Source organism: Methylobacterium sp. ap11, assembly GCF_900110515.1.
GTDB classification, from domain to species: Bacteria; Pseudomonadota; Alphaproteobacteria; order Rhizobiales; family Beijerinckiaceae; genus Methylobacterium; species Methylobacterium ajmalii.
The window spans coordinates 19,222-35,513 of sequence record NZ_FOEB01000013.1 but is presented as its reverse complement, the minus strand read 5'-3'; the positions used below and the strand labels follow the sequence as shown (position 1 = coordinate 35,513).

The 16,292-nt window shown below is 72.9% G+C and carries 14 protein-coding genes and 1 riboswitch; of the genes, 11 read left to right on the top strand and 3 right to left on the bottom strand.

Going from position 1 to position 16,292, the window contains the following annotated elements; all coding sequences use genetic code 11:
• Positions 1–11: 11 nt before the first annotated feature.
• A complete protein-coding gene (locus BMX97_RS19060) occupies positions 12–1,064 on the bottom strand; it encodes a DMT family transporter (RefSeq protein ID WP_091752904.1) in 1,053 nt (350 codons plus the stop codon).
• A gap of 139 nt (positions 1,065–1,203) precedes the next feature.
• On the bottom strand, positions 1,204–2,094 hold the full coding sequence (locus BMX97_RS19055) for a hypothetical protein (RefSeq protein WP_091752903.1): 891 nt from the start codon (positions 2,092–2,094) through the stop codon (positions 1,204–1,206).
• Positions 2,095–2,391: 297 nt separating this feature from the next.
• Here BMX97_RS19055 and BMX97_RS19050 point away from each other — a divergent pair, with 297 nt between their 5' ends.
• From BMX97_RS19050 to BMX97_RS19035, 4 genes are all read left to right on the top strand, one after another.
• Entirely contained in the window at positions 2,392–3,240 is an 849-nt protein-coding gene (locus BMX97_RS19050) for an FAD binding domain-containing protein (protein ID WP_091752902.1), read from the top strand.
• A complete protein-coding gene (locus tag BMX97_RS19045) occupies positions 3,237–5,984 on the top strand; it encodes a molybdopterin-dependent oxidoreductase (RefSeq protein WP_091752901.1) in 2,748 nt (915 codons plus the stop codon). The genes BMX97_RS19050 and BMX97_RS19045 overlap by 4 nt, the downstream gene beginning before the upstream one ends.
• Complete coding sequence (locus BMX97_RS19040) at positions 5,975–7,330, top strand: NCS2 family permease (protein WP_091752900.1); 1,356 nt, start codon at positions 5,975–5,977, stop codon at positions 7,328–7,330. Before BMX97_RS19045 ends, BMX97_RS19040 begins: the two co-directional genes overlap by 10 nt.
• 632 nt (positions 7,331–7,962) lie before the next feature.
• Positions 7,963–8,715 (top strand): GntR family transcriptional regulator, encoded by a 753-nt coding sequence (locus BMX97_RS19035; protein WP_244538515.1) that lies wholly within the window; start codon positions 7,963–7,965, stop codon positions 8,713–8,715.
• Here BMX97_RS19035 and BMX97_RS19030 read toward each other — a convergent pair.
• Complete coding sequence (locus BMX97_RS19030; protein WP_091752898.1) at positions 8,681–9,091, bottom strand: RidA family protein; 411 nt, start codon at positions 9,089–9,091, stop codon at positions 8,681–8,683. The genes BMX97_RS19035 and BMX97_RS19030 overlap by 35 nt on opposite strands.
• A 154-nt stretch (positions 9,092–9,245) precedes the next feature.
• Between BMX97_RS19030 and BMX97_RS19025 the strand changes: the two genes are divergently transcribed.
• From BMX97_RS19025 to BMX97_RS18995, 7 genes are all read left to right on the top strand, one after another.
• Positions 9,246–9,812: a TetR/AcrR family transcriptional regulator gene (locus tag BMX97_RS19025; protein WP_091752982.1), complete on the top strand. Its 567-nt coding sequence runs from the start codon at positions 9,246–9,248 to the stop codon at positions 9,810–9,812.
• Positions 9,813–9,859: 47 nt separating this feature from the next.
• A riboswitch (TPP riboswitch) is annotated at positions 9,860–9,962 on the top strand.
• Positions 9,963–10,079: 117 nt separating this feature from the next.
• Positions 10,080–11,156 (top strand): LuxE/PaaK family acyltransferase, encoded by a 1,077-nt coding sequence (locus BMX97_RS19020; RefSeq protein WP_091752981.1) that lies wholly within the window; start codon positions 10,080–10,082, stop codon positions 11,154–11,156.
• Between the two features lie 11 nt (positions 11,157–11,167).
• Positions 11,168–12,640: an acyl-CoA reductase gene (locus tag BMX97_RS19015; RefSeq protein ID WP_210187655.1), complete on the top strand. Its 1,473-nt coding sequence runs from the start codon at positions 11,168–11,170 to the stop codon at positions 12,638–12,640.
• On the top strand, positions 12,630–13,436 hold the full coding sequence (locus BMX97_RS19010; RefSeq protein ID WP_091752897.1) for an ABC transporter ATP-binding protein: 807 nt from the start codon (positions 12,630–12,632) through the stop codon (positions 13,434–13,436). Before BMX97_RS19015 ends, BMX97_RS19010 begins: the two co-directional genes overlap by 11 nt.
• Positions 13,433–14,182: an ABC transporter permease gene (locus BMX97_RS19005; protein ID WP_091752979.1), complete on the top strand. Its 750-nt coding sequence runs from the start codon at positions 13,433–13,435 to the stop codon at positions 14,180–14,182. Before BMX97_RS19010 ends, BMX97_RS19005 begins: the two co-directional genes overlap by 4 nt.
• Before the next feature lie 5 nt (positions 14,183–14,187).
• Positions 14,188–15,225, top strand: a complete 1,038-nt coding sequence (locus BMX97_RS19000; protein WP_210187654.1) for an ABC transporter substrate-binding protein — start codon at positions 14,188–14,190, stop codon at positions 15,223–15,225.
• A complete protein-coding gene (locus tag BMX97_RS18995) occupies positions 15,222–15,989 on the top strand; it encodes an SDR family oxidoreductase (protein WP_091752896.1) in 768 nt (255 codons plus the stop codon). The genes BMX97_RS19000 and BMX97_RS18995 overlap by 4 nt, the downstream gene beginning before the upstream one ends.
• The last annotated feature ends 303 nt before the right edge of the window (positions 15,990–16,292 follow it).

Here is a 16,292-nt window from a genome sequence, read left to right as displayed (position 1 = left end):
GCGCCCCCGGCTCAGGCCGCGAAATCCCGGGACAGGCCGAGTGCCGCGGGCCTGTGCAGACGATGGACCTCGGGGCGGGACAGGCGCAGGGGCCCGCCGTCGCGCCGGCGCATCCAGCCCGCGGGCCAGCGGGGCATCCGCGTCTCGTGCCCCCGCCGCAGCCAGGTCTCGTGCCAGAGCAGCAGGGCGCCGGCCGCCACCACGATCACGCCACCGACGACGAGGTGCAGGTTCGGGACCTCGCCGAAGGCGAGATAGCCGAGGGCCATGCCCCAGACCAGCATCAGGTAGTAGAACGGCGACACCGCGGTGGCCGGCGCCGCGGACAGGGCCCGGGTCCAGAGATACTGCGCGCCGACATTCGAGGCGCCGAGGAGCCCGAACAGGGCGGCATCGGGCAGACTCGGCCAGCGGAAGCCGAAGGCGAGCAGCGCGGCGTGCGCGGCGGTCATCACCGCCATCTGCCAGATCAGCAGGGTGCCGGGCTTCTCGGTCTTGGCCATGCCCCGCACCGCCACCGTGACGGTGCCGTACATCACGGCGTTGCCGAGCGCGAACAGGGCGCCGACCTGGAGCGAGTCGGCGCCAGGATTGGTCACCACGAGCACCCCGAGGAAGCCCACCACAAGCACGGCCCAGCGCACCGGGTCCGACGCCTCCTTGTGCCAGAGGATCGCCACCACGGCGGCGAAGAGCGGCGCCGAGAAGCCGATCGCCGTGACCCCGGCGAGCGGCATCAGGCCGAGCGCCAGCACCGTCAGCGTCTGCGAGATCGCCTGCGACAGGCCGCGGGCGACGTGGGCCCGGGGCTTGGCGGTGCGGAACACCGACAGGCCGGTGGCCGGCAGCATGAAGGCGCAGACCAGCCCGAAGGCGATCGACGAGCGCAGGAACATCACCTCGCCGACGGGATAATGCGCGACGAGGTGCTTCGAGAACGCGTTCGACAGGGTCAGCAGCACGGTCGCGCCGATCATGAGCGCGATGCCAAGGGGGACGTTGTCGGCGGGACGCCCGGCGACGTCGGGACGCCCCGCGGCCTGGGGGCGGGCGGCGCTCTGCATGGGGGCTTCTCCGGGGCTCTCTGAGCAGACTTGCGTTGGCAGGCCAATGCTTCGCCCGCTTAGGCTCTTGTTTTGTTGCAGATTTTCGGCGCCGAACCGGCAACCACTTCGGAATCTGCTTGGCGAGGCCGTCGCCGGGTCAGGCGGTCGTCTGCGCGGCTGGCTGGGCGTCCGGCTGGGCGTCCATGAACCAGGGCTTCACCCCGACGCCGCGGCGCAGGGAGTACATGTAGAAGATCGGCATCGTGGCCGGGAACAGGTCCCGGAACTCGCTGCCGTTGAAGGTGACGAACAGGGCCTCCGGGAAGGCCGCCGCGACGGCGCGCTTCTCGACCATGTTCATGCGGTGGTAGTCGAGGGCGCCCTGCTCGGTGGAGCCCTCGCCGCGGTACCACTTGGCCGCGCAGGCGATCAGGCTGGCCAGGATCTCGCCCGACGGCTCCTCCTCGGCGGTGCCAGCGCCGATCTCCCGGGCGAAGGCGACGACGTCGCTGAGCCGGGTGCTGGCGAAGCCGCGGGCCTGGGCGGCGGCATCGATGGCGTCGAAATAGGCATTCATCGCCGCGGCCGGATGGCCGTTCAGCGTGGCATGGGTGTCCGTGAAGATCAGCCGGAAGATCGCGCCCGGTGCGTAGACCTGGCGCACCCGCTCGGCGAGCTGGCCGAGATAGTCGAGGCAGGCGAGGTCCGGCGCGGCGATCTCGGCGCGCGGGCCCTTGCCCCAGTACAGGACGAACTCGACCGGACGCCCGGCACGCGCCGCCGCATCGACCGCCGGCACCAGCCGCTCGGGGTTGCCGGGCTGCTCGCGCTTGAACGCCCAGGTATTGAACGCCTTGATGATCGCGTCGGCGTCGACCGGCCTGGATGCCGCAGACTTGTGGTTGAATTTGCCGTTTGACTTGCCGCGCGGTTGAGCCGGCCGGCCGGAGCCCCGGCCCTGCCGCTGGGTCGAACTGGACCCCGTCAGTTCAGCCGCCTCCGGCGCCGACGCGTGAGCATCGATGACGTTCGGGTAGCTCGTTTCCATGTCTGTCGCCTCGGTTGCCGACGGCACAGTATAATTTAAATTAAACTTGTCGAGGGTGGACATGGCGCCGACCTGTTCGTCATTCGGTATGCGTGAAAAATGTATTAACGAACTGTTAGAGTCAAACAGATTGCTGACGGATAGTTAACGCGATCTCGTGAATTGATGTTCGCCGGCTCAGGATCGGCGCCGGGCGGCGGACGCCGCCACGCCGCAGCCGCGCTGGACAGGATCTTGCCTTATGGTGAGGGAGGCCCCCGCCGGGGCCGCGCCCCGGGAGGATCGCAGGAACCCCGCATGGACCTCGACAGCATCACGGAGGTGGTGGCGCCCCGCGCCCGGGACATGCTGCCGCCTTGGCGGCCGGGCGACGCCTGGCTCGCCGGGGGGACCTGGCTCTTCTCCGAGCCGCAGGACGGGATCGCCCGGCTGGTCGACCTGCCTTCCCTCGGCTGGGAGCCGCTGGCGGTGGATGCGTCGGGCTTGCGGATCGCCGCGACCTGCACCATCGCCGCCCTCGACCGGCTCGTGCTCCCGCCGCCGTTCCGCGCCGCCCCGCTGATCGGTCAGTGCTGCCGGGCGCTGCTGGGCTCGTTCAAGGTCTGGAACGCCGCGACCGTCGGCGGCAACCTGTGCCTGGCGCTGCCGGCCGGGCCGATGATCGCCCTGACGGTCGCCCTCGACGGGACCGGCCTGATCTGGACGCCGGAGGGCGGCGAGCGGCGCCTTCCCGTCCGCGACCTCGTGCTCGGGCCGCAGGAGACGGCGCTCGGCCCCGGCGAGATCCTGCGCCGGATCGACCTGCCGGCGGCGGCGCTCGCCCGCCGCACGGCCTTCCGGCGCCTGTCGCTCAGCCCCAACGGCCGCTCGGGCGCGCTCGCGATCGCCACCCTGGATCCGTCGGGTGCCTTCGCCCTCACGGTGACGGCGGCGACCCGGCGCCCGGTGCGGATCGACCTGCCCGGCCCGCCGGGGGCGGAGGCGTTGCGCGACGCGCTCGCCGCCGCGATCCCCGACGGGCTCTGGTACGACGACGTCCACGGCGCGCCCGACTGGCGCCGCCACGTCACCGGGCTCCTCGCCGAGGAGGTCCGGGCCGAGCTGGCGGGAGAGGCCGCGGGGAACGCCGCAGGAGGGGCGCCATGAGGCTGACGGTCAACGGGACGAGCCACGAGGTCGCGCCCCGGCCCGGCCAATCCCTGCGCACCCTGCTGCGGGAACTCGGCTGGTTCGGCGTCAAGAAGGGCTGCGACGCGGGCGATTGCGGCGCCTGCACGGTCCATCTCGACGGCGAGCCGCTGCATTCCTGCCTAGTGCCGGCCTTCCGGGCGGCGGAGCGGCAGGTCACCACGGTCGAGGGCCTCGCCGGCCCCTGCGCCCCCGGCGACGGCGTGCCGGACGCGCTCCATCCGGTCCAGGCGGCCTTCGTCGCCGCGCAAGGGTTCCAGTGCGGGTTCTGCACCCCCGGCATGGTGATGACCGCCGCCGCCCTCGACCAGGGCCAGCGCCGCGACCTGCCGGCGGCGCTGAAGGGCAACCTGTGCCGCTGCACCGGCTATCTGTCGATCGCATCCGCGATCGAAGGGATCGCATCCGCGATCGAGGGCCGCGACGGCCCGGCCGCGCCGCCGTGCCGCCACGTCGCCCCCGCCCCGGCCAGCGCCGCGATCGTCAGCGGCCGCGCCCGCTACACCCTCGACCACGACCTGCCGGGCGCGCTCCACCTCAAGGTGCTGCGCTCGCCCCACCCCCATGCGCGGGTGGTGGGCATCGATCCCGCCGCCGCGCTGGCGGTGCCGGGCGTCGTGCGGGTGCTGACCCATGCCGACGCGCCGGACCGGCTGTTCTCCACCGCCCGGCACCAGAACCCCGCCGACGACGCCAGCGACACGCGGGTGCTCGATCCCGTCCTGCGCTTCGTCGGCCAGCGCGTCGCCGCGGTGCTCGCCGAGACGGAGGCCGCCGCCGCCGCCGGCTGCCGAGCGCTTCGGGTCGATTACGAGGTGCTGCCGGCCTGCCTCGATCCCGAGCGGGCGCTCGACCCCGGCGCGCCGCTCGTCCACGGCGCGCGGCCGACGGGCGAGGACGCGCCGCCGCTCCATCCCCACCCCAACCTCGCCGCCGAGGCGCATGGCGAGATCGGCGACGTCGCGGCGGGACTCGCGGCGGCCGACGTGGTCCACGAGGGCACCTACCGCTCGCAGCGGGTCCAGCACGCCCATCTCGAGACCCATGCGGCGATGGGCTGGCGCGACGCCGACGGGCGCCTCGTCATCCGCTCCAGCACCCAGGTGCCGTTTCTCACCCGCGACGCCCTCTGCGCCCTGTTCGACCTCCCGCGCGAAAACGTCCGGGTCGAGTGCGGCCGGGTCGGCGGCGGCTTCGGGGGCAAGCAGGAGATGCTGACCGAGGACCTGGTGGCGCTCGCCGTCCTCGCCACCGGCCGGCCGGTGCGCTGGGAGCTGACCCGCACCGAGCAGTTCACCGCCACCACCACCCGCCACCCGATGCGGGTGCGGGTGCGCCTCGGCGCGCGCGCCGACGGCACCCTGACGGCGATCGACCTCCAGGTGCTGTCGAATACCGGCGCCTACGGCAACCATGCCGGCGGCGTGCTGCACCACGGCTGCAACGAGGTGATCGCGGTCTATCGCTGCGCCAACAAGCGGGTCGACGGCTATTCCGTCCACACCCACACCCTGCCGGCCGGCGCCTTCCGCGGGTACGGGCTGAGCCAGACCATCTTCGCGGTCGAATCCGCCATGGACGAGCTCGCCCGGGCGCTGAACCTCGATCCGTTCGAGCTGCGGCGCCGCAACGTGGTCCGCCCCGGCGACCCGATGGTCTCGACGAGCCTGGAGCCGCACGACGTGCGGTACGGCAGCTACGGCCTCGACCAGTGCCTCGACCGGGTCGCCGAGGCCCTGGCCGTGCCCCCGCCTCCGGCGCCGCCGGGCTGGCGCACGGGAGCCGGCATGGCGCTGTCCATGATCGACACCATCCCGCCGCGGGGCCACTTCGCCGAGGCGCGGATCGCGATCGAGGACGGGCGCTACGTCTTGCGCGTCGGCACGGTGGAGTTCGGCAACGGCACCTCGACGGTGCACGGCCAGATCGCCGCGGAGGTTCTCGCCACCACGCCGGACCGCATCGTCCTGCGCCAGGGCGACACCGATGCGGTCGGGCATGATACCGGCGCCTATGGCAGCACCGGCATCGTGGTCGCCGGCCAGGCGACGTGGCGCGCCGCGGACGGCCTGGCCGCGCTGCTGCGGGCGCGCGCCGCCGCCCGGCTCGGGGTCGATCCCGCCGCCTGCCGGCTCGACGGCGATGCGGTCATCGCGGGAGAGGCCCGGATACCCCTGGCCGATCTCGGACCCGCGGAGGCCGTGGGACACGCCGACGGCAGCCCGCGCTCGGTGGCGTTCAACGTCCAGGGCTTCCAGGTCGCGGTGCGGCCCGAGACCGGAGAGGTGCGCCTCCTGCGAAGCGTCCACGCCGCCGATGCCGGGCGGGTGATGAACCCGGTCCAGTGCCGCGGCCAGATCGAGGGCGGCGTCGCCCAGGCGCTCGGCGCCGCGCTGTACGAGGACCTGGCGATCGACGCCGAGGGCCGGGTCGCGACCCCGACCTTCCGCACCTACCACATCCCGGCGATCGCCGACGTGCCCCGCACCGAGGTGATCTTCGCCGACACCCATGACCGGATCGGGCCGCTCGGCGCCAAGTCGATGAGCGAGAGCCCGTTCAACCCCGTGGCGGCGGCGCTCGCCAACGCCATCCGGGACGCGACCGGCGCGCGGCTGACCGCGACGCCCTTCGCACCCGACCGGATCTACCGGCAGATCGGCACCACGACCCAGAGCGGCGAGGAGAAGCGATGGACCTGAAGCGCGACGACGGCCTGACCGGGCCGGGCGGTTCCTCCCGAGGCGGGTTCCTGGAGCGCACCTTCGCGCTCTCGGCCCACGGCACCACCGTGCGCACGGAATTGCTCGCCGGGCTGACCACCTTCCTGACGATGGCCTATATCGTCTTCGTCAATCCCAACATCCTGGGCGATGCCGGGATGCCGAAGGGTGCGGTGTTCGTCGCGACCTGCCTCGTCGCGGCGATCGGCTCCCTGGTGATGGCGTTCTACGCCAACTACCCGATCGCGCTCGCGCCGGGCATGGGGCTCAACGCCTACTTCGCCTACGTGGTGGTGCTCCAGATGGGCTACACCTGGCAGGCGGCGCTCGGCGCGGTGTTCATCTCCGGCCTGCTCTTCATGGTCGTCACGCTGACGGGCTTGCGCCGGATCATCGTCGAGGGCATCCCCCGGTCGATGCGCATCGCCATCACGGTCGGCATCGGGCTGTTCCTGGCGATCATCGCGCTGAAGAGCGCCGGCGTGGTGGCGGCGAGCCCCGCGACCTTCGTGACGCTGGGCGACCTGCACAAGCCGAGCGCGGTGCTGGCGGTCTTGGGCTTCCTGATCGTCGCGGTGCTGTCGGTGCGCAAGGTGCGCGGCGCATTGCTCGCCGGCATCCTGACCGTCACGGCGTTGAGCTTCATCGTCGCCGACAACACCTTCCAGGGCGTCGCCTCGCTGCCGCCCTCGATCGCCCCGACGCTGTTTGCCCTCGACATCAAGGGCGCGCTGTCGGGCGGGCTCCTCAACGTGATCCTGGTGTTCTTCCTCGTCGAGTTGTTCGACGCCACCGGCACGCTGATGGGCGTCGCCAACCGGGCGGGACTGCTCACGCAAGGCAAGATGGAGCGCCTCGACAAGGCGCTGATGGCCGATTCCTCGTCGATCTTCGTCGGCTCGCTCCTCGGCACGTCGAGCACCACGGCGTATCTGGAGAGCGCGTCGGGCGTCGAGGAGGGCGGGCGCACCGGGCTCACCGCCGCCACCGTGGCGGTCCTGTTCCTGGCCTGCCTGTTCTTCGCGCCGCTCGCCGGCTCGGTCCCGGCCTACGCCACGGCGCCGGCCCTGTTCTACGTCGCCTGCCTGATGCTGCACGAGCTGGTCGATCTCGACTGGGACGACCTGACCGAGGTGCTGCCGGCCTGCGTGACGGCGCTCCTGATGCCCTTCACCTACTCGATCGCCAACGGCGTCGCCTTCGGCTTCATCACCTATGCGGTGATCAAGCTGCTCACCGGCCGCTTCCGGGAGGTGAAGCCGGTGGTGTGGGTGATCGCGGGCGTGTTCCTGTTCAAGTTCGTGGCGACCGGCAGCGCACATTGAGGAGCGCCGCCGTCCCCGAACCCCATGGGTTGGATCCTGGGTCCTCGTCGGTCCCCTCGCTTGCGTCTCGGGCCGGTCCTCGGGCCAGCCCGGAGCGCGTCGTTTGGATCTGAGTCCTACGGGAGCCCGCGCCGCCGCCCTCGACGTCCACGGGGACACCGTCGGCGCCAAGCGATCCGCCCGGCCGAGGGCAGCGAGGTTCGGCGTGCGGTGCGCACCGTCGCCACCGCCACGCCCGCCCTGCTCGATCTCTCCACCCGGCTCGACGCGCACGGCGGCCCCCATCGGTGGAGCCGCCCGTGACGAGCCGGACGGGGGTCGCTGCCCGCGTCGGGTCGTGAGGTCCCGCGGAGACCACCGGAGAAGGGCGGTGCGGGATGCGATGGTGCGGGTGATCGCCTGCCCGCAGGCCGATGTTCCGTCCGGGAGCGCCTTCCCCGGCGCGAGACACCCCGCCGGGGTTTCCACCGGGAGACCGGGGCGCAGGCTCCCTGTATGCTCGACGGAGCCCCCGCTTCGTGCTGTATCGCCCGGGGCAGCTTGGCGGGGCAACTTGGCGGGGCGGCTTTCGGCGGGACGGCTCGGGCCGGATCGCCCGTCCCCGGGACCCGTGGAGCGGAAGAGCCATCATCGTGTCGAATGCCCCGGAAGCGCCCGAACGGACGAAGGGCCTGCGCCGCGTCGTCCGGAGCACGCTGGCCGGCCAGCTCACCTCGGAGATCCGGGCGGCCATCCTCGACGGGCAGTTTCCGGCGGGCGGGCAGCTGAACGAGATGGCGCTCGCGGGCCAGTTCGGCGTGAGCCGCGGCCCCGTGCGCGAGGCGATCCAGCGCCTGGTCCAGGAGGGCCTCCTGCGCGCGGAGCCCCATCGCGGGGTCTTCGTCGTCGATCTCGCCGACGACGACATCGTCGACATCTACTTCACCCGCAAATCCCTCGAGATCGCGGCGATCCGGCGGGTGATGGCCGATCCGCGCCGCATCGCCCTCGCGGACGAGCTGATGGGGCTGACCGACCGGATGGCCGTTCTCCTCGGCAGCGGCGACTGGGCCGAGATCGCCGACCTCGACCTGCATTACCACCGGCGCATCGTCGAGGAGGCCCGGAGCGAGCGTTTGTCGCGCGGTTACAACACGCTCCAGGCCGAGACCCGCCTCTGTCTGCGGCTCATGATGGCGGGCTATCGCCAGAACCGCGCGCTCATCGAGGAGCACGAGCGCCTCGCCCGCTTCATCGGCGACGGACACCCGGACGAGACCGAGGCGGAGATGGACGCCCATTTCGGCGATCCCGTCCGCATCCTGGAGCGCGGCCGGACGGCGATGCGCGAGGCCCCCGACCTTCCGGGCCTCAGCCGCGCGCCGGAATCCGCGCGATCGCCTTGATCTCGAAGGCGAAGCCCGCGAGCCACGTCACCCCGACGGCGGTCCAGTTCGGGTAGGGCGGCGCGCCGATCACCCGGTCGCGCACCCGCATCACCGCGTCGAACTGCGCCTCCGGGTCGGTGTGGAAGGTCGTGACGTCGACCACGTCGTCGAAGGTGCAGCCTGCCGCCTCCAGCACGGCGTCGAGCCGCGCGAAGGCACGGGCGACCTGGGCCTCGAAATCCGGCTCGGGCGAGCCGTCCTCGCGGCTGCCGACCTGGCCGGAGACGAACAGCAAGTCGCCGGAGCGGATCGCCGCCGAGTAGCGGTGCTTGTCGTAGAGCGCCTGCCGGCCGGGCGGGACGATCGCGTCGCGGGTCGAACGGGTCTGCGCCATGGATTGCTCCTCCGGACCGCGATTTGATATACGGGCCGTATGCGATTGAGCATGGATACGCGCCGTATGTCAATTCACATACGCGACGTATGCCAAATGACATGCGCGGCGTATGCCGATGGAGGCGGATCGGGTGGCGGGACGACGCGCGCAGATGATGGAGGAGACGCGGGCCAGGCTGATCGAGGCCGCCCGGCAGGCTTTCGCGGCGAGGGGCTTCGCCGCGTCCTCGATGGACGACCTGACCGCCGCGGCCGGGCTGACGCGCGGCGCGCTCTATCACAATTTCGGCGACAAGAAGGGCCTGCTCCAGGCGGTCATCGACCGGATCGACGCCGAGATGGCGGCGCGCCTGGCCGTCGTCGGCGAGCGGGCGCAGACCCCGTGGCAGGGCCTCCTCGACGAGTACCGGGCCTATATCGAGATGGCGCTGGAGCCGGAGATCCAGCGCATCGTGCTCCTCGACGGGCCGGCGGTGCTGGGCGATCCCTCGACCTGGCCGAGCCAGAATGCGTGCCTCACCGAGACGACGCGCCGCATCCGGGCGCTCGTCGCCGGCGGCGCGATCCCCCCCGTCGACCCGGAGGCGGCGGCGCGCCTCCTCAACGGCGCCTCGCTCCACGCCGCCCTCTGGGTCGCGGCGTCGGACGCCCCGGAGGCGACCCTGGCCAAGGCCCTCGACGCCTTCCGGCGCCTCGCCGAGGGGCTGGCGCGGCCGTAAGGCCTCGCCTTGACACCCGCCCCCCCGCCCCCCACTGTCCGGCCTTCCCAGGGGAGCCTCGCGAGGAGGCTGAGATTCCGCCGGCCCGGACCCGTCCGGGCGCCGCGGTGACCCTATGAACCTGATCCGGGTCATGCCGGCGGAGGGATGCGGGACCGGCACGGCCGCCATGGCGCCGCCACGAGGGCGCTGCCGCCAGCCGTCTTTTCGCGCAGGATCTCACGCCCGGCACGGCCGACGCCCACGATGGGGCGCGAGGTGGCCGTGATGTCGCAAGCGGAGATCGTCGAGGCCCTGGTCGACTTCATCGGTCGGCCGGGGGCGGACGAGGCGGAGTTCGAGGCGATGGCGCTGCGGCTCTTCGCCCACCAGTACGCGCACAACGCCCCCTATCGCCGCTTCGCCCAGGCGCGCGGGCGCACGCCGCTCAGCGTGCGGCGCTGGCGCGACATCCCGGCGGTCCCGATCAAGGCGTTCAAGGACCTCACCCTGAGCTGCTGCCCGGCCGACGAGGCCGAGCGGGTGTTCATGACGAGCGGCACCACCGGCAGCGGGCGCGGCCGCAGCTACCACCCGACGCTCGCGGTCTACGACCGCTCGATGCTCGCGGGCTTCGCCGCCCGGGTGATGCGTGGGCGCGACACGATCCGCATGGGCCTGCTGTTTCCCGACGAGGCGACGCTCCCGAACTCGTCGCTCGCCCACTACCTGGCCCTGGCCAAGGCGCGTTTCGGGACGCCAGACAGCGCGGTCTTCGTCGGCCCCGGCGGGCTCGACCTCGACGGGCTGCTGGCGGCGCTCGCGGAGGCGGAGGCCTCGGGCGAGCCCTATGCGCTGCTCGGCGCGACCTACGCCTTCGTGCCGGTGATGGACGCCCTCGCGGCGCAGGGCCGCCGCATCGCCCTGCCGCCCGGCAGCTTCCTGTTCGACACAGGCGGCTTCAAGGGCCAGTCGCGGGAGATCGAGCCCGACGCCTTCTACGACGGACTCTCGCGGACCTTCGGAGTGCCCCGCGAGGCCTGCCTCAACATGTACGGCATGACCGAGCTGAGCACCCAGTTCTACGACGACGGCAACGCGGTCTGCCCGCCGGTGAAGTCCGGCCCGCACTGGATCCGCAGTCGCGTCGTCGATCCGCTGACCGGCCGGGACCTGCCCGAGGGCGAGACCGGCGTGCTGGTCCACCACGACCTCGCCCATTTCAACTCGGTCTCGGCGATCCTGACCGAGGATGCCGGGGTGATCGTGCCGGGCGGCTTCCGGCTGCTCGGCCGGGTCGAGGGCTCGGCCTCCCGCGGCTGCTCGGTCGCGGTGGCCGAGTTCCTGGCCGCCGCGCAAGGATGAACGACGAAGGCATGAGCGATTGCGGGATGAGCGCGGTCGAGGAGGCCGGCTACCTGCCGGGGCCGTTCGCCGGCATGGCCGGCCGGCGGGTCGTCGTGCACCGGGCCTGGGGCGAGACGGTCGCGGTCGCCCTGCCGGTGCTCGACGAGACCCGGGCCCGGTCGCTCTGCGCCCATATCCGGGCCCGCGCACAGGATACCCTGCGGGGCATGGAGACCGCCCGCATCGTCGCGGCGATCGACCGGGCGAGCGCCTGCCTCCTCGACCGCACCCACCCCTCGCGCCGCAAGGCCGAGGCGCTGCTGCCGGTCGTCACCGGCTACGATGCCGAGACCGTGCGGCTCGGCCTGACGCGCTACCTCAAGACCTTTCGGCGGCCGCAGCTCCTGCGCTTCCTCGCCGAGGACTTTTCCGATCCGGGCGTGCTCGACGGCTTCCGGCCGGCGGTGAAGGGCGGGTTCGTGCGGGCGCGGGGGCCCGACCTGCTGCTGCACGTCTGGGCCGGCAACGTTCCGGCCCTGCCGCTGTGGAGCCTCGTCGCCGGGCTGCTGGTCAAGGCCGGCACGGTCGGCAAGCTCGCCTCCGCCGAACCGCTCACCGCCGGCTGGTTCGCGCGGGCGATCGCCGAGGCCGATCCCGAACTCGGCGAGTGCCTGGCGATGACCTGGTGGAAGGGCGGCGAGGGCGGCGTCGAGGCGACGTTCCTCGGCGCCGCCGACTGCGTCATGGCGTATGGCGGCGATGCCACCCTGGCGGCGTTGCGCGCCAGGGTGCCGGTCTCCACCCGGTTCCTGCCGCACGGCCACCGCATCGGCTTTGCCATGATCGGCCGCGAGGCGCTGGACAGCCGCCGGGCCGGCGCCGCGGCGCTGGCCGCCGCCCTGGACGTGGTGCGCTACGAGCAGCAGGGCTGCTACGCGCCGCAGATGCTGTTCGTCGAGCGCGGCGGGCCGGTGGCGCCGGACGAGTTCGCCCGCCACCTCGCCCACGCGCTGGCGGCGCTGGCCGCCCGCCACCCGCGCCGGCACCTCGATCCGGGCGAGGGCGCCGCCATCGCGGCCTGGCGCAGCGGCCACGAGATGCGGGCGCTCGACGACGCCGGCACCGTGCTCCTCGGCGATCCGGAGGATTCCTGGAGCGTCGTCCATCTCGACGCGCCCGCGCCCTTGAGCCCGTCCGGCCTCAACCGCACCGTCGCGGTGGTGGCGGTCGACGACCTCGCCGAGGTGCCGGCCCTGGTGGCGCCCCACCGCGCCTATCTCCAGAGCGCGGGCCTCGCCGCCGCCCCCGCCCGTCTGTTCTCCCTGGCGGAAGACCTCGCGGCGGCCGGGGTCACCCGCATCACCGCGCTCGGCCGGATGACCGCGCCGGAGGCCGGCTGGCACCATGACGGCCGCTTCAGCCTGCTCGACCTCGTCACCGTGACGGAGATCGAGGCCAGTGCCGAGGCCGCGGCGGACGATGTCGCGCCCTATGCCGAGTGACGCCACCCTCGCGCTCACGGGCGTGCGCTACCGCTTCCCGGGTGACGTCGCCGCCACGGTGGACGGGGTCGACTGGGCGATTCCCCCCGGGGCGGTGCATTGCCTGCTCGGCCGCAGCGGCTGCGGCAAGACCACGCTCCTCAAGATCGCCGCCGGGCTGATCGTGCCGGACGAGGGGCAGGTGCGGGTCGGCGGGACGATCGTGCGCGGGCCGGCGCCGCGGGTCGGTTTCGTGTTCCAGGCCCCGACCCTGCTCGACTGGCTCAGCGTCCTCGACAACGTGCTGCTGCCGGTCTCGCTCAAGCGCCGCCCCAGCGCGGCCGACCGGGACGCCGCCCGCGACCTCCTGGCGACGATGGGGCTCGGGTCCCTCGCCGGCCGGCACCCCGCCACCCTGTCGGGCGGGCAGCAGAGCCGGGTCGCGATGGCCCGCGCGCTGATCGGCGCGCCCGACCTCCTGCTCCTCGACGAGCCCTTCGCGGCGCTCGACGCGCTCACCCGCGAGGAACTGCAGGACGACCTCCTGCGGCTCTGCGCGGCGCGCGGCACCGCGGCCCTGTTCGTCACCCACGACATCGCCGAGGCAGCGTATCTCGGCGACCGGGTCGGCGTGATGGCGGCCGGGCGCCTCGTCCACGAGGCGGCGGTCCCCTTGCCGCGGCCCCGTCCCCCGGGCATCCGCTACGCCGCCGCGTTCGGCGCCGCCTGCCGGACCTTGCGCGCCGCCATGGACGCCCTCCCTATGGACGTCCCCGCCATGGACGCCCCCTCCCCCGCCGCGGGGTGCGCCGCATGAGGCCGCGCCTCGCCTCCGCCCTGCTCCTCGTCGCGCTCCTCGGCGCCTGGGAGGCGTGGTGCCGCGTGGGCGCGATCTCGGCCCTCGTCCTGCCGCCGCCCTCCTCGGTCGCCGAGACCCTGTGGGGCGAGGTCGCCTCGGGCCGGCTCTGGCCGCACCTGCGGGTGACGGCGACCGAGATGGCGCTCGGGCTCGCCGCCGGGACGGGCCTCGGCCTCGGCGCCGGCATCCTGCTCGCCGAGTGGCCGGCGCTCCACCGGGTGCTCCACCCCTACGTGCTGGCGAGCCAGCTGGTCCCGAAGCTGGCGCTCGGCCCGCTCCTGATCCTGTGGTTCGGCTTCGGCCTGACCCCGACGGTGGTGATCACCGCGCTGATCTGCTTCTTCCCGCTCCTCGAGAATACCCTGACCGGGCTCGACCAGGTCGACGGGGGCAAGCGCGAGCTGTTCCGGATGCTCGGCGCGAGCCGGGCCCGGACCCTGTGGCGGCTCAAGCTGCCCTCGGCCCTGCCGGTGATCCTGGCGGGGTTCCGGGTCGCCATCGTGCTCGCCCTGGTCGGGGCGGTGGTGGGCGAGTTCGTCGGCGGGCGCCAGGGCCTCGGCGCCGCGATCATCGCCGCCCAGAGCACGATGGATTCGAGCCTGATCCTCGCCCTGTTCGTCGTCATCACCGCCCTCGGGATGGCGGTCTACGAGGCCGCACGCGCCCTCGAATCCCTGATCCTGCGTCGCTACCCGAGAGGTTGAGTGTCGTGAAGCTTCCCCGTTGCCTGCATGCCCTGCCGTTCCTCGCCCTCGCGGCGCTCGCTCTCGCGGGGCTCAGCCCCCCGGCCGCCGCGCAAGGCCTCGACAAGGTCACGGTCGGCGGCTGGAGCCAGCCGATCAGCGAGATCACCAACCTCCTCGCCGAGCCGGATCACGGTCTGTTCAAGGCCCGCGGCATCGCCCTCGACTACGTCCCGGGCAATGGCGGCGGCTCGGCGATCCAGGCCGTGCTGGCGGGCCAGGCCGACATCGCCTTCACCGACCCGGCCTCGTTCTACCTCGCCCTCGACAAGGGCGCGGACCTGGTGGCGGTCTACGACATCTATCCCCAGAACGTGTTCAACGTCGTCTCGCCGAAGAGCCGCGGCATCCGCACCATCGCCGACCTCAAGGGCAAGCGCGTCGGCGTCTACAGCCTGGCGAGCGGCACCCGCCAGCACCTGCTCCTGCTCCTCGCGACGGCGGGATTGAAGGAATCGGACGTGACCGTGGAGGTCACCGGCCTCCTCAACTTCGCCCCCCTGATCCAGGGCCAGGTCGACGCGACCGCCGCCACCGATACCGGACTCCTCGTCGGCCGGGCCAAGGGCCTCGGCGAGGTCGACGTGATCGAGGTGCGCGACCACCTCAACCTGCCGAGCGACATCTTCGTGGTGACGCGCAAGGACTACGAGGCGAGAAAGCCGCTCCTGAAGCGCTTCCTCGCCGCCTACCGCGACTCGGCGGCCTGGATGATCGCCAGGCCCGACGAGGCGGCCCGCCTCGCGGTGACTCGGGCGATCAACGGCCGCGACGAGGCGATCAACCGCGAGGTCATCCGCCTGCGCAACCTCTCCAGCGTGTCGCCGACGACCGAGCGCGAGGGCCTGGGCCATTTCGACCTGCCGGTCCTGCAGCAGGGCGCCGACACCTTCCGGCGCCTCGGCCTCGTCGCCCGCGCCCTCGACATGGGCCAGGTGGTCAAGACCGACCTGATCCCCGGCAAGGAGAGCGCCGCGAGCCCTGCGAAGGAGGGCACGCCGTGAGGTTTCGCGACCGCGCGATCCTGGTCACGGGGGCGAGCCGGGGCATCGGCGCCGCCATCGCCACCGCCGCCGCCGCCGAGGGCGCGATCGTGATCGTCAACTATCGCAGCGACGCGGCCGGCGCCGAGGCGGTGGCGGATCGCTGCCGCGCGCTCGGCGGGCAGGCGCTTCCGGTCGCCGCCGACGTGACGGATCCCGCCGCGGTGGCGGAGCTCGCCGCGCGGATCGGCGAGGAGGTCGGGCGTCTCGACGCCGTCGTCAACAACGCCTTCGCCCCCTACCGCTTCGATCCGGACCACCGCATCCGCTTCCGCGACCTGCCCTGGGAGGCCTACCAGCGCCAGTTCGACGGCACGGTGCGGGGCGCCTACCAGGTGGTCCACGCTCTGCTGCCGCTGCTGACGCGCCGCAGCGGCGCCAGCATCGTCAACCTCGCGAGCGACCTCGTGGCGCGCCCGAGCATCCCCTACCACGACTACACCACCGCCAAGGCGGCGCTCGTCGGCTTCAGCCGCAACCTCGCGGCCGAGCTCGGGCCGGTCGGCGTGCGGGTCAACTGCGTGGCGCCGGGCCTCGTCGTCCCGACGCAGGCGAGCCGCGACACCCCGGAGGCCGTGCGCGAGGCGCTGATCGCCCAGACCCCCTTGCGCCGCCTCGCGACGCCGCAGGACGTGGCCGGGCCGGTGCTGTTCCTCGCCCACGACGACAGCCGCTTCATGACCGGGCAGGTGCTCACCGTCGACGGCGGGCTGGTGATGGGGTGAGGCCGGGGCCCCGGGCGGAGCGGCGCGGCGCGGCGCGGGCGGGACGATTCCCCGGATCTCCCCACCGCCGCCCACCGTCACGCGAGGGTTGCAGTCGCGTCGACCCGGGCAAGCAACCGATCAAGTGTCGGGAACTGGACAATCCGGGACGGGAGCAGCGCCGGACCGGCCGCGGGTATTGGAAAGGTCCATTCCGATCATAGCTGCGTCAGATGCATTGACACGATTGATGCGGTGTGGTGTTCAACCCAACGGCAGGGGCCGTTCCACGCTTCGTGCACGCACCCGCCCATGCAGATCGAC